The 13,260-nt window shown below is 44.3% G+C and carries 13 protein-coding genes; 6 read left to right on the forward strand and 7 right to left on the reverse strand.

The genetic code is table 11. The features are described 5' to 3' along the window. Positions 1-43: 43 nt before the first annotated feature. The 4 genes from L3C95_RS15710 (at position 44) to L3C95_RS15725 (ending at position 1,820) form a co-directional block, all read left to right on the forward strand. Positions 44-409, forward strand: a complete 366-nt coding sequence (locus L3C95_RS15710) for a PKD domain-containing protein (protein WP_236388966.1) — start codon at positions 44-46, stop codon at positions 407-409. Beyond that, complete coding sequence (locus L3C95_RS15715) at positions 409-624, forward strand: PKD domain-containing protein (protein ID WP_236388967.1); 216 nt, start codon at positions 409-411, stop codon at positions 622-624. The genes L3C95_RS15710 and L3C95_RS15715 overlap by 1 nt, the downstream gene beginning before the upstream one ends. Before the next feature lie 186 nt (positions 625-810). Next, on the forward strand, positions 811-1,398 hold the full coding sequence (locus tag L3C95_RS15720; RefSeq protein ID WP_236388968.1) for a Crp/Fnr family transcriptional regulator: 588 nt from the start codon (positions 811-813) through the stop codon (positions 1,396-1,398). Between the two features lie 59 nt (positions 1,399-1,457). Then, positions 1,458-1,820 (forward strand): hypothetical protein, encoded by a 363-nt coding sequence (locus tag L3C95_RS15725; protein ID WP_236388970.1) that lies wholly within the window; start codon positions 1,458-1,460, stop codon positions 1,818-1,820. A gap of 148 nt (positions 1,821-1,968) precedes the next feature. Here L3C95_RS15725 and L3C95_RS15730 read toward each other — a convergent pair whose 3' ends face one another. Together L3C95_RS15730 and L3C95_RS15735 are read right to left on the reverse strand one after the other, a co-directional pair. Further along, complete coding sequence (locus tag L3C95_RS15730) at positions 1,969-2,856, reverse strand: hypothetical protein (RefSeq protein ID WP_236388972.1); 888 nt, start codon at positions 2,854-2,856, stop codon at positions 1,969-1,971. 678 nt (positions 2,857-3,534) lie between these two features. Then, positions 3,535-3,933 (reverse strand): hypothetical protein, encoded by a 399-nt coding sequence (locus L3C95_RS15735; protein WP_236388974.1) that lies wholly within the window; start codon positions 3,931-3,933, stop codon positions 3,535-3,537. Between the two features lie 223 nt (positions 3,934-4,156). Here L3C95_RS15735 and L3C95_RS15740 point away from each other — a divergent pair, with 223 nt between their 5' ends. Next, positions 4,157-5,194 carry a hypothetical protein gene (locus tag L3C95_RS15740; RefSeq protein ID WP_236388976.1) on the forward strand — a complete coding sequence of 346 codons (1,038 nt, stop codon included), beginning with the start codon at positions 4,157-4,159 and terminating at the stop codon, positions 5,192-5,194. 132 nt (positions 5,195-5,326) lie between these two features. Here the strand turns inward: L3C95_RS15740 and L3C95_RS15745 are convergent, their stop codons facing one another. Then, positions 5,327-5,653, reverse strand: coding sequence for a DUF4870 domain-containing protein (locus tag L3C95_RS15745; RefSeq protein WP_236388978.1), 327 nt, complete (start codon positions 5,651-5,653; stop codon positions 5,327-5,329). Positions 5,654-5,947: 294 nt separating this feature from the next. On the opposite strand from L3C95_RS15745, the gene L3C95_RS15750 reads away from it, so the two are divergent. Then, a complete protein-coding gene (locus L3C95_RS15750) occupies positions 5,948-7,672 on the forward strand; it encodes a LuxR C-terminal-related transcriptional regulator (RefSeq protein WP_236388979.1) in 1,725 nt (574 codons plus the stop codon). A gap of 28 nt (positions 7,673-7,700) precedes the next feature. Here L3C95_RS15750 and L3C95_RS15755 read toward each other — a convergent pair whose 3' ends face one another. The 4 genes from L3C95_RS15755 to L3C95_RS15770 form a co-directional block, all read right to left on the reverse strand. Then, positions 7,701-8,708: a WG repeat-containing protein gene (locus L3C95_RS15755; protein ID WP_236388981.1), complete on the reverse strand. Its 1,008-nt coding sequence runs from the start codon at positions 8,706-8,708 to the stop codon at positions 7,701-7,703. Between the two features lie 151 nt (positions 8,709-8,859). After that, positions 8,860-9,429 (reverse strand): hypothetical protein, encoded by a 570-nt coding sequence (locus L3C95_RS15760; protein WP_236388982.1) that lies wholly within the window; start codon positions 9,427-9,429, stop codon positions 8,860-8,862. A 394-nt stretch (positions 9,430-9,823) separates the two neighbouring features. Then, complete coding sequence (locus L3C95_RS15765) at positions 9,824-10,708, reverse strand: RimK family alpha-L-glutamate ligase (protein WP_236388983.1); 885 nt, start codon at positions 10,706-10,708, stop codon at positions 9,824-9,826. A 22-nt stretch (positions 10,709-10,730) separates the two neighbouring features. Further along, positions 10,731-13,220 (reverse strand): glycosyl hydrolase family 95 catalytic domain-containing protein, encoded by a 2,490-nt coding sequence (locus tag L3C95_RS15770; protein ID WP_236388984.1) that lies wholly within the window; start codon positions 13,218-13,220, stop codon positions 10,731-10,733. Positions 13,221-13,260 lie beyond the last annotated feature (40 nt).

Consider the following 13,260-nt stretch of genomic DNA (forward strand, 5'->3'; position numbering starts at 1 on the left):
TGACGTTGATATTTATTTTGTTTACCCTAAATTCCCCTTTCAAATGAAAAGAACACTGTTGTTGATCCTTGCGGTATTTGTCAGCATTGGCATGTATGCAAATACCGGTATTACAAAAGCATCAACACCCACTTTTGACGTCCGTGTAAGCGCGATCGTAGCTTCGACCACAATTTATCAAGCTTCTGTTTTTCTTACAAACCCAGGCGCTGACCAGAGGGATCAGATTGGCAACATTGACTGGGACTTTGGCGATGGATCGGCTCCTGTATTAAATGGTGGTCCTGTTCTTAAGCATTTTTATCAACCAGGTACTTATACCATTACAATGACATTTACCTATATAACAGGTGAGACATTTGTAGTTACCAAACAGGTTGTTATTACGCCTATCGAGCCTGAGTACTGATGGGTATTTATGTTACCACTCCCATACCTGCAGACTTAGACCAGGTCAGCAATATAGACTGGGATTTGGGTGACGGATCAGCGCCTGCATTACATGCACGTCCGCTTGTTAATCACTTCTATCGGTCGGGTACTTACACCGTAACACTTACGTTAACATATGTGACAGGCGAAGTATTTGTGGTAACAAAAGAAGTCGTTATTACACTTCCTTAAGAAACTGATTTCAGGCCCATATCGTTGAAGGTATGGGCCATTTTTCGCTTTTGCAGCATACCGTTTCGTGGATGCTTTCTTTAAAAGGAGCCCGCCTGTAATTCACCATTAAGACAACATCCTAGCTGCTTTATTCACGATTTTATCATTATCTTCCCCGGCAACGCTAATCCGAATTTCTATTTCATGGATATACATGATGCAATTTTAAGAAGTATAGTAAAGCATATTTCCATATCCACGGAAGAAAGAGATTATTTTATTTCCCTTCTGGTGTATAAGGAGATACCTAAAAAGACAACTGTATTGGTGGAGGCTCAGGTTTGTAATCAGCTGAGTTATATTAATTCTGGTGCTTTGAGATCTTATTGTCTTGATGAAAAAGGCAAAGAATCGACCATTATGTTTGCTGTGGCAGACTGGTGGTTGACAGACATGTATTGCTTCCTGAATGAAAAACCCAGCATGACGTTTATAGAAACCATTGAAGATAGTTGTGTCTTAAACTTAAGTAAAGCTAATTTTGATCATTTGCTAACTACCATTCCAAAGTTCGAACGTTTCTTCCGCATACTGATGCAAAATGCTTACACACGCGAGCAGTTGCGGAGCATAGAGAACCTAACGCTTAACGCAGAAGAACGGTACGCCCGGTTTATCAGCAAGTATCCACAAATCGCCAATAATGTTACCCAGAAACAAATTGCATCTTACCTTGGCATTACTCCTGAATTTTTGAGTCTCATTCGAAAAAAACATCGTCGGCCGAAATAACTTAATCTACCTTAAGTCGGGAATGCGGAAATCTGGTTTCTTTTGTAAAAAAGAGAAACATGTTAATTCTAATTGCTGGTCCGTACCGTAGCGGGACTAACGATGATCCTACATTGATGAAAGCGAATCTGGCAAGGCTTGAAGCAGTGGCGTTGCCAATATTCCGGAAAGGACATATACCATTTATTGGAGAATGGATGGCATTGCCATTAATCCGTTTGGCCGGCTCCCAACAGCCAGGTGATGAAGCCTGGGAGGAAATTCAGTATCCTGTTGCACATCGAATGCTGGAAAGATGCGACGCTGTGCTTAGAATAGAGGGCGCATCTAAAGGTGCGGATGAAGATGTGAGGAAAGCGAGGGAAATGGGTTTGAAGATATATTATAGTCTGGAGGAGATACCGGATGAAACAGGTGTTTGAATAAGTTCATCTGTCGTGGAATCAATTGCTGATCGATAGCCTGATTTTCCGTTTTTGTAATGGACCATTTTGGGGACAGATGTATAGTGTCAACCAGCACTGGTATATTAATATATTAATATATTAGTGCTAATTGACACCATTAGTTTTACTTGACTACCTTCAGGTATTCAAATTTGTAAGTGGCATATACCGACCCATTACTCCTATCAATACATTTTTGTTCAACCGGATACGGGAAATCTGGCAGGTATTTATATTCAAAGCTAACACCTTTGGGATACCAAAGATTAAGTGTTGCATGAGCAATATCAACTTTTATCGGGTTATGCTTTGACACAGTAAACGCAAATGGTCGCATTCCTTTGTATTGTATCTCCAAAAATGCTCTCGCAAAGTAGGGACTATTTTCTATGATTGGCCATATCGGATTGATGGTTGTATCATATGAGAATACCTCCTCATAGTGAAAATCATATTCCATGTATTGATTTCTGAAGTATTTCCGGTTGTAAAACCTGGTCAAGTCATTTCCTTCCATTGTATACAGGGAGTAGTCCAGCGTCTGAAGGGAAAGCCCGGGATAAAGTGTCGTATCCTTATCGCCGGTATGAGTGATCTTGTCCGGACGAATAATTCCCATATGCGACCTGAGCTGATCATTAACATACACTAAAATCGTGTCGGCCTGGTACACAACTTTACCGTCAGTGGCTAATTTATTGTCTCTGAGTGTATAGGTCAATTCCCGGATAACTTGTGCTGCTGCGTTGTATTCATAATCGATCCGTTGCCCGGGATTTACGGTCGCCGTGTCGGAAAGAGAGTATATATAAATACTCTTTATCTTTTTATCAGCGTCATAATCGATCCGCTGAGCAAGCTTTCCATCAATGTATAAGTCTCTGAGCAAGTTTGTCTGGACACTGTCCTTAGGAATGATATCTTCCAGGCCCGCATTGCTACATGAAGTAAAAAACGTTGCCAAAGCACAAGCAAGCCATAGGAATACAGGAATACGAATAGTTTTGATCATAAATATAGGTATAGGATATTACGCTGATTATATTGCAAGTTACAACATTTATCCGCATATCCGTGAGGTAAGCTTTCTGCCGGAGGCTGGACAGGCCTTATTAATTTGCTGCTAATCCTCGTCGTGTTACGGATGACGTTTGTCAAAGTGCATGACCGTGGTCTTAAAGATTGTTGTTGATTTTTTAACTGTTCTGCGAAAACTACTTCTCTGTGCAGTACAAACCTTTGTTTAATCTCACTACTATCATTACCATTAATCGCAAACACCTCAATGGAAATAGAATCTGGCAGTGATATCCCCTCAAGATTCTTATATACACTGTACGACGACCAACACCCACTAAAGCCTCTAATAGCCCAAACGTTTCCATAGTCCTGCAGTCCGTCTCTAGTGATAATAACCAATTGCGATCGACAACAATTGATTACCTTTGGACGCAAAAATTTGTCTCTACGCCGAAATTGCTTTTCAATAAATACGGAATTGATCTTAAACCCGTTGAGTAAACTATCAGTGGAAGTATACTCTGCTAAAAAGGTGTTATGTGACTTAGACTCCTCAACCGAAAAGCTCATTTGTGGCCCAGGCCTATCATTAATACTAAAATCACAGGACGTTAGCATAAAAACTGTCCACATGGTTAACAACAGATATCTAACTTTACATTTCATGTTTTCAAGGGTTTGCAGAACGAGTAACGCTGCTCACCGGTTTACGTACCTCTATACGTAAAAAAGAAATGTAGTTAAAACCGGCCGCTATAAAAACCAACCCAACTACTTGTGCTTTCAGCGAGCAAACGCAATATATACCGAACAGTGCGAGTATCAGTCCCATGCTGGCTACTCTTAAATTTGTGAGTTCAACATTTTTGCCAGAGATGCGGATCGTCTTTTTCGGGAAACGGAACCGCTTACTAAAATCTGTCCTATAAGTCAGGATGACATTGATAATGGAGCAGCAGGTGATCAGGCCAGCTACCAGAGATGCCTGTACTATTGTAAAGTCAATAAAAAACACAGCAGCCTGTGACAGGAGTACGATAGCTAGGGCAATGTACAGATAGATCTTCATCGGGTGTATTGGTTAATGCCCGAAGCTACATCTATAATTTGAAAAAACTATGCGTTTACGTCGGTAGGCAGGATACCGTCGTGTACTGCTGTCTAAATATTTGGTCGAATACATTAAAATTGAACAATAGAGCCCTTTATGTGACAGCGTCGGCAGACCGTCATTGATCTTATCGAAACACCTTATATTTGTATGCCCGCGCCTATTGAAGCGCATATACCCTATGATAATCAGAAAAATAGCAATTCTCGCCCTGCTGCTCTTGTCTGTTTGTGAGATCAGCACTGCGCAGACAACTATAACATTTGAAGTGCCGGAAGGAAAAAATGTGATTGACAGCATAAAGATCCAAAGCTTCACCAATAACAAAGAATGGACAATTCCCTTTACAAACAACGTCCACATATCATTTCCGGAAAAATACCCCGACTTATATACGTTCCGTTATGTTGAAGGGAACAAGACGCGAAAGAGATGGGAGTACTGGATAGATACCGGCAACATTAAAATAGTAGTAAAAGGAGGCGACGCTGGTGATTCGGCCTATAGGACTGTAACTGACACGGTAATTGGATCACCGCTTACCTATAAAGCCATTGATTTCTGGAAGCAATATCGTTCCCTCGTGAATGCAAATGATACTGCTGCACTAAACGAATATTTAGTGCGCACCTACAAGGAGAACATGAACAATCCCTTCTCCTTTGTTGCAGGAAAGCATTTCTATGAATGTCATTGTGGTGCGTTTACACAGATCAGTTCACTTGATGAATTGCAAAACGATATTATCAAAGAGAATGCTTTTTATGCATTGATGCTCCGCAACAGACTCAGGAGCTTTCAGTTCTCGTTTATCCATTTTTTTAATGAACAGTCTTTTAAAAAAATACGTGGAGGAAAGACAAAAGGTCGCTTCCGGCGCTCAAATCCGGGCATTGTTTTTTTTCTGAACACCAAGACACCAACCTCTCTTCAGGAATTAACGAACCTCGAAAAGGCACTTCCACGCATCATCTCTGAAGAAATTTATTTATTGATTGCTGTTAACAAGGCTCATTATCCAGCATGGAAAAACAGATTGAAGAAACTTAAATTTAAGAATATTATTCTGGTGGATGGCGATGCTCTTTTAAAGCAAACAACATTCTATCCCCTTACGAAGTTCTATTTTATCGAGTTCGGCAGCATGATCACCGGCTATTATGACTCCTTCGACGACGTGAAAAAGATCTATTCCAGCCATTATGAAGGTTCTCTGTAAGAGAAGTGATGCATTCGCTGATACATCTTTTCATAGCAAGAGCCGGTCAGTTTCCCGACCGGCCCTTTCAGCTATTATGTACACGACAATTAGAGGGGTTAACATCAATGAGTGCCAGACCTGCTGCCTCAGTTATAGGTTAAACTTCCCCTCCACAAACTTACCTATCAATGGTATAGGGCGCTGCGCCTCGTTGGACGCTGTGATGATTCCCATCAGCATCAATACAAACGGGCACAGCGAAATGATATAGAACAAGGTGGCCAGTGCAGGCAGTATTCCTACCAGTATACCACTAACAATGCTCAACACTATAGAAAAGATTATAATGCCTATTGATTGGGTAAGGTGATATCCCACCAATGGACTTTTATCGTTGGACTTACGATATGACAGATAGGCAACCACCCATCCGATAATAGTGATATAGGCAACTATGGCCATTGTGCGGTTCGTCATGATATGATGTTTTTTTGTACGCTGCAAACCTAGTCAGTGTTGCAGTGAAAACCATAAAAACAGCAGCTACAATGAGGCTACATGAACAACCGGAAGCGTCTACAAAGCGTCTACGAAAAACTATAACTTATATGATTTTCAATTGGTTGGTATTTTACCCCTTTTTTAAACCTGATTCTTTTCCCTATTTTTGAAGGGATGTTACGACGTATCATAACCATATCATTATTAATCTGTTTACCTACACTTACGTTTGCCCAACAACGGTATAGGGATTCTCTTGAACAAAAACTTTTGCAAGCCAATTTGTCAGGCTACGAGAAAGTGATGGTTCAATGTAAGCTGGCAAGAGCCTATTTTGAAACGGACCTTGACAAGGCCATCGCGCTCACAAACAATGCAGCCAATGCTCCCGGAGCAGATGCGAAAGCCTGGCTCTATGCCACCCGGATACACCTGCTTGTACAAAAAAAGAATAAACCGGCTGCATATGCCGCCCTGGATAGTGCGCTTCTTTATGTAAGCCAGGCGAACGATTCCCTGGCGAAAGGTATGGTCTGGCTGAGGAATGGATGGCTGGATATTATTGATAACGAAAATGATCTTGCTGCGTCTAAACTGCTGAAGGCGGTGGATTGCTTTAAGACACCCGCCGGAGCGCCTTATGCAGCGCTCAGCTATCACTATCTCGCCAGCATTTATAGTTACGGGACAGATACCGCCAGACAGGGAAATTATGCGAGAGAATGTTATGTCCAGGCACTGAAGAGTGGCGAACCGGATGTATTGAACACCGCTTACTACACCATGGGGCAGTATTTCCATGACTGCTATAAACTAAACAACCGCCAGCCATTGCTTGATTCAGCATTATCTTACTATAACAGATCAATTGCGCTTAGCAACCATGAAAGTGGCCGGATAATCATTCGCAGCAATACTGCCGCTGTTGCACTGAATACGGCCAATATCTATTTCCAGCATTACCCATCTTCTTTCCGGGACAGTGTATACCGTTATCTGGACATTGCCGAGCAGATTGCTACGGCAACCCGGCTCACCGAAATACTGATCAATTGTTATGGCATGCGTAGTGAATATGCCCTCCGGAATAACAGGGTAAACGAGGCAGAACAGCTGCTGTTGACTGCACTCAGCGAAACGGAGGGTTCCGCGGTTAAAATGCCGCTCACCCGGTCCAGGATATATCGTGCACTGGTAAGAGTGGCAGAACAGAAAGATGACCCGAGACTCGCCTTGTCATACATGAAAAGTTATGTATCCAGTAATGAAGAAGCGTTTAACCAGGAAAAGATCAACAATGCCCAAAAAATAGATGCACGATACCGCACAGCACAACAGGCACAAAAAATTGCCCTGCTGGAGCAGGAAGCCGCTTTCCGGGAAAAACGTAACCTCCTTTATATTGGCCTGGGGGCTGCAGGCATTGCTGCTCTCTCCTTCCTGCTGATCTCTTATAACTACAAGCTGAAAGCATCTATGCGGAAGCAGGAACTGATAGACAAAGAGAAGGAGGAAGTCATTCTGAAGGTGAAACTGCAGGAAGCAGAAACTAATCAGCTGCTGGCAGAACAGGCACTGTTACGCGAGCGGCAGCAGCGGCTTGAGAAGGAACTGCTCGCAGAACAACTGCAGAAGGAGGGGAAAAACCAGATCATGGAAATACTGGCCGATAAGGATACCAGCAGCAGTGAAGAGATCAAAAAACTGATCAAACGTCAGCAACAACTGGATGAAGAATATGAAGACCACAAAACTGACTTTGTGGAGGTCCATTCCAGCTTCTTCGAACAGCTGCAGCAACGCGCCGGCAATTCCCTTACAAGACTGGACATGAAGTACTGCTCCTATATACTGATGGGACTATCCAATAAGGAGATCTCAACACGGCTGAATATAGAGCCCAAAAGTATCAGGATGGCCAGATACAGGATCAAACAGAAATTAGGCCTCGGAAAAGATGATAGCCTCGATAATTTTATAAAAACTTTAGGCTAAGGCAGATCAATTATGTAGCCGTCAACATTCAGAACCTGGAGAGATATTCCTCCACGTTGAACCGGTTCGGCATATGCGGGCTTTTTTCGAGAAAATCTCTGCACGATTCCAATTCTTCCTTTAGCCATACCTGGTAAGGTTTTATCTCATCGAAATAATCGATGTGGAACCACTCCCCTTTTTCATTTACCAGGAAGCTCATATTATCGTGTGCGTTATAGCCCTTACTCCAGTCGTAGGCCAACAACCTATAATAAGGGAATCCTGCGTAAGGCCGTTCAACTATTTCAAACTGAAGCCGGGCCTCACGTCCTTCCACAGGACCAGCATAATTTACGAAGGCTGTTTTGCTGAGTACTTCCTGATGGTTGAAGCTGTCCACCAGCTGTTGCTCAAAGGCGGAATAATGAAAGGGGTAAGGCAGATATTTTCCATCTACATACTGGTCCTTTTCGGAAGAAGGCTTGTCTGAAAGTGCTACTCTTTCTCCCTGGCTATTGATATAAAATTCATCAGTGGCACCCCTTGACTTTAAAGGCGGATGCTCACTGTCTGCTGCCCGGTCCCAGTAATAGGAACCTGCACCAGCCTGCGCATAACCATAATTAAACGGCGTAGCCCAGCCCCATTGAGGCCTGATCAGTATTTCGCCGCGGCGGTTTACAAAGCCAACTTCGCCGTTTGCTACGCAGCGGGAAAGGCCTTCCTGAAAATAGTCGGGGCCGTTATCAAAAAATAAGGGATGGTACAGGAATTTACCCTGCCTGTTGAATGCGTCTCCATAGCTTTCAGCTGCTGAAGAATCACTCCTGTTGAAGTCCATCATAAAGATGATCTCACCCTTTATGGCTGATGAATCAGTCACACCCATATCCCTGTAGCGGGCAGGTATAATGATTTTACCGGCGCCGGTTTTAACCCCTAAGAGCGAATCAGCGGGATTAATGAAATAGTATAAGTGATCTGCAACCTGGGCAGCTACCCGGATGGTACTGAATATAAAGGCCAGGCAGACAAAGAATGATCTCCTACTCATATTTGAGATAGTTAATATGATGCCACAAAGATATCTTCTCTGACCGGTTGCAGGTAATTCAGTAGCACTACAATGAGACTACGGATCAAAACGTAGCGTCTATAAAGTGTCTACAGGCAGGATTATTCGAACGGGGGGGGCCTATGTCAGTTTACAATACCCTTTCTTCGAATGTCTGGTTGCCGGGCAGGTCTTCCGCCATGGCGCGCACCTTGCCTCCTATGTACTCAGGATTGTCATTCCGGGCAGTATAAATCCATTCTATGCCATTTCTGCCCTGTAATGCGTTCCCCTCTTCAATCAGAGTTCCATCGGCCGTATAGATGCTTACAACGACCTGGTACACCCTGAAGTCGTCGGTAGCACGAATACTGATCTTTTGACCCGCTTTCCCCGTGTATTCGTTTGCCTTAAGCTCATGGATCTCCGGGGCGTTGTAATAGTCTTTTATGGCCAGATTATGCGCATTCTGGCCCGGTTTCGCAACGGCCTTGTAGGCGGCTACCATATCAGGGTCGTCCTTTACTGCGGCGGCATAATCAGTTGCACTGGTGAACCTGGACTGCACGTCCAGCTGTTTTGGGGAGAATTTGTAGCGTTTTCCTTTTTTAGCCCTCGCTTTACCCAGGATGGCCTGTCCTGCTCTTTGTGTTACGGTCAGCTGTCTTCCGATAGTACCGGATACCTGGGCTAACAGGAGGTTATTTTTAGCTCTTGCCATATAATTGGTTTTCAGGCGTTAACAAGAATAAGATAGTTGATATAGCAATATACCAAACATGGTTGACTTCGGCAAATGTTCGTTTACAATGGTATACTTCTTCGCTCATGTTTTTATATCTCCATATCGCTATACCATCATCTGGATATCACTTTAGGCTCATATGTATATCGATTCGATATAGAAATGACGGTGAAGCGATATGGAAATGCCGGTAAAGTGTTATGTATGTGACGGTATCAGGATATTGAAGAAGTGAGACAAGACACTTATCCAAAGGGGTTTGAAGCGAATTCAAGCCCTTTTGCCACCTGGTTGCCGGTAGCCTGAAAAAGCAAAAAGGGCAGGCTGCATAAGCGCAACCTGCCCCTGAGAAAATGAATGATGTGTATAATCAACTGACTATCATCGTTTCTTCCAGTGCTTCCAGATAGTTCTCAAAGCTCCTCTCTTCAAATGCGGTATAAAGCAAAGGCTCTATCAGTTCCAGCTCCATTAGGGCCAGCTTACCATCTACCAGCACACCGTCCACACGCGTATATAGCGCATCCGCCGCAAAACGGCGTACCAGGGCTGTTGCATCTTTGATCACGGCTGCATCAGGCTGTACGCCATGGATAGTGGCGCCATATTGCGGCTGTACACGGAAATCGCCTTCCTTTGGCTTTTTCACGATCGCATGACTGAAACGGCCACCAAAGAAAACGAGCGACCACTCCCCTGCATGGATCTCCTTTAAGAACGGCTGGGCAATAAAGGCTTCCTGCCGCAACAATTCATTCAGGGGATGCTTTTCCAATTCCGGATCTCCTTTCACCAGGGTGAAGGTATTCTTTGAACCTCCGCTCACACAGGGCTTTACTATGATCTTATCGGTACCCAGACGGGTGAATAAAGTTGAAAGATGCGTTGTAGTATCCTTTTCGAGGAAGACGGACGGAATGATATAAAATCCTGCCTCTTCGATCTCTTTCAGATAATGTTTATCAGCATTCCATAGGACCATCTTCACCGGATTCAATAAGCGCACTTCCAATGCAGATAACTTGTGCAGCCAGGTTTGGAATTCCTCCAGCCTGTTATGATAATCATAAGGCGATTTCAGGATGACGAGATCGTAGGAAGACCAGTCGGCCTGCGGATCTTTCCAGTCTTTTGCTTCCGCCGTCCAGCCACGGGCGTTAAGACTTTCAAGTAGTTTCCGGTCTTCATTCCTGGCCATGTCAAACAGGTTGGCAGGATCTTCACATATCAGTGCTATTCTTTTGTTGTCAGGCATAGTAATTTGTTTCTGCATTACATTATTCTACTCCTTGTAAAATATATACGCCACCGGCGCTGGTCTTCAGGGCATATGGATAACCGGTGGATGGATCTTTTGGTTTCATCGGCGCCAGTTGCGCGTTACCAGTAGCTTTCAGACGATGTTTTGACACGAGATAACAGGTGCCTGCTCTTGTTGCATGCACAGTCACTTTAGTGATCTTTCCTTCTTTCCAGCTCATATCAATTGTATGACCATCAAATGCCAGTAAGCCTTTTACTTCACCGCTGGCCCAGCTATCAGGAAGAGCAGGCAGCAAATGTATAGCATTTGATTGTCCGTTCAGCAACATTTGTGCAATACCGGAAGTTCCACCGAAATTACCATCTATCTGGAAAGGCGGATGCGCACAAAACAGGTTAGCATAAGTACCACCGGCATCATGCATGTCTATGGCGCCTTTACCTGTAAGGGTTAACAGCTCGCGCAATAATTTATACGCATGATTGCCATGTTCAAGTCTTGCCCAGGTATTGATCTTCCATGCCTTGCTCCAACCGGTGCCACCATCACCTCTGATCTCCAATGTACGTTTGGCTGCATTGGCCAGTTCGGGCGTTGCTGACGGTGAGATCTGATCGCCCGGGAAGAGACCATATAAGTGCGAAATATGACGATGCTCCACCTCTGCAGCAGGCCAGTCGTTATACCATTCCTGCAGGCTGCCGTCTTTGCCGGTCCTGAAAGGATACAGGCGGTCGGCCGCAACCTGTAAAGAATCGCGCAGCGTATTGTCTACCTGCAATACTTCACCGGCTTTGATCACGTTATTGAACAGTTCACGAATGATGGTCATGTCCATGGTAGTAGCAACAGACACCGCTTCACGGGTACCGTTTTCCAATACAAACACATTCTCCGGAGAAGTAGCGGGAGCAGTAACAAGATATGCGGAAGCAGGATCTTTTACCAGCCAATCCAGGCTGAAAAGTGCCGCAGATCTCATGATAGGATATGCGGTATCTTTTAAGAACTGTACATCGCCTGTATAGCGATAGTGCTGCCAGAGGAACTGACATAACCAGTTACCTCCCATCATCCAGTTCGCCCATTGCGGGTCCCCTTTGCCAATATCACCTACCGGATTGGAGATGGCCCAGATATCCGTATTGTGATGTGCTACCCATCCGCGGGCATTATAAAAATTGCGTGCAGTATGCTGGCCAGTTACTGATAGTTCTTTCAGCAACTGGTAAAGTGGTTTTTGCATTTCCATCAGGTTACACACCTCTGCCGGCCAGTAGTTCATTTGTGTATTGATGTTGATGGTATAATTGGAACTCCACGGTGCGCGTAATTCTTTATTCCAGATGCCCTGCAGATTGGCAGGAGCTGCCTTTGTACGAGAACTGGCGATCAGCAGATAACGGCCAAACTGGAAGTAAAGGCTTTCCAGTGCGGCATCCTTCCCTCCTGCTGTATAACGCCGCAGTCTTTCATCTGTAGGCAATGCGCTCTGGTCGGCGCCATCCAGCCGCAAAGAAACTCTGTTGAAGAAGGAATGATAATCCTGCTCATGACGTTTCAACAGATTGTCGTACGACAATGCCGCTGCTTTTTTCAGATATCCCTCTGCCAGCGCTTTTTCATCCAGGCCTTCACTATCCGGACATTTGTTATAACCGTTGAAGCTTGTGGCAGCTGTCAGTAACAGTGTCACTTCAGTTGCATTCCTTACGGTAATCCCAGCAGTATCTGTTGTAATACTACCATCGGGACCAACAGCACGCATACGCAGTTCATAGCGCATGCCGTTGCAACTGCCGGGAGCTTCATATTTAATGGGCTCTTTATTGTAACCTACATAGTTAGGATCTACATGAGAAGGCGCTTTACCTCTCATCGCGATCTCCTTCTTACCCGTTACCATGTTACTATATCTCAGCTGACTGGAAGTGGATGCGGTAAAGTTCAGCTGTCCTTTTTTACTCGCCTTCAGCCGTATCACGATCACCTGGTCGGGTGCAGAGATGAACATTTCACGGGAATACGTAACACCACTGCTGGTGAAACGGGTCACTGCCTTTGCATCTGCAATATTGAGATCGCGGTAATACTGACTTACAGCGGTATCTTTCAGTTGCTGCCGGATGCGCACATCTCCCAATGGCAGGAAGGACTGGGAATAAGCTCCCTGCATCTTCCGTAAAAGACTATCCGCTTCATGATACTTCTCTTTGAACAACGCTTCTCTCACAGCAGGCAGATATTTCGCTGCGCCGGGATTGATGTTGTTGTTGACAGGTCCGCCGGACCATAAAGTAGCTTCATTGAGTTGAATTAACTCTTCACTGGTACCACCAAATACCATAGCGCCCAGTCTTCCATTACCTAATGGTAAGGCCTGGGACCATTCCACGGCCGGCTCGTTATACCATAATTTTAACTTATTATCCGGTTGCTGTGCCCGTAAGTGCATTGTTCCTGCAGAAAGTAATGACAGCAAAATGAGACCAGTTCTATTCATACACGTGAAAAAATAAAATTATTGTCGAATTAACAAGTTC

This window comes from Chitinophaga filiformis (assembly GCF_021646545.1).
GTDB lineage: Bacteria > Bacteroidota > Bacteroidia > Chitinophagales > Chitinophagaceae > Chitinophaga > Chitinophaga filiformis_A.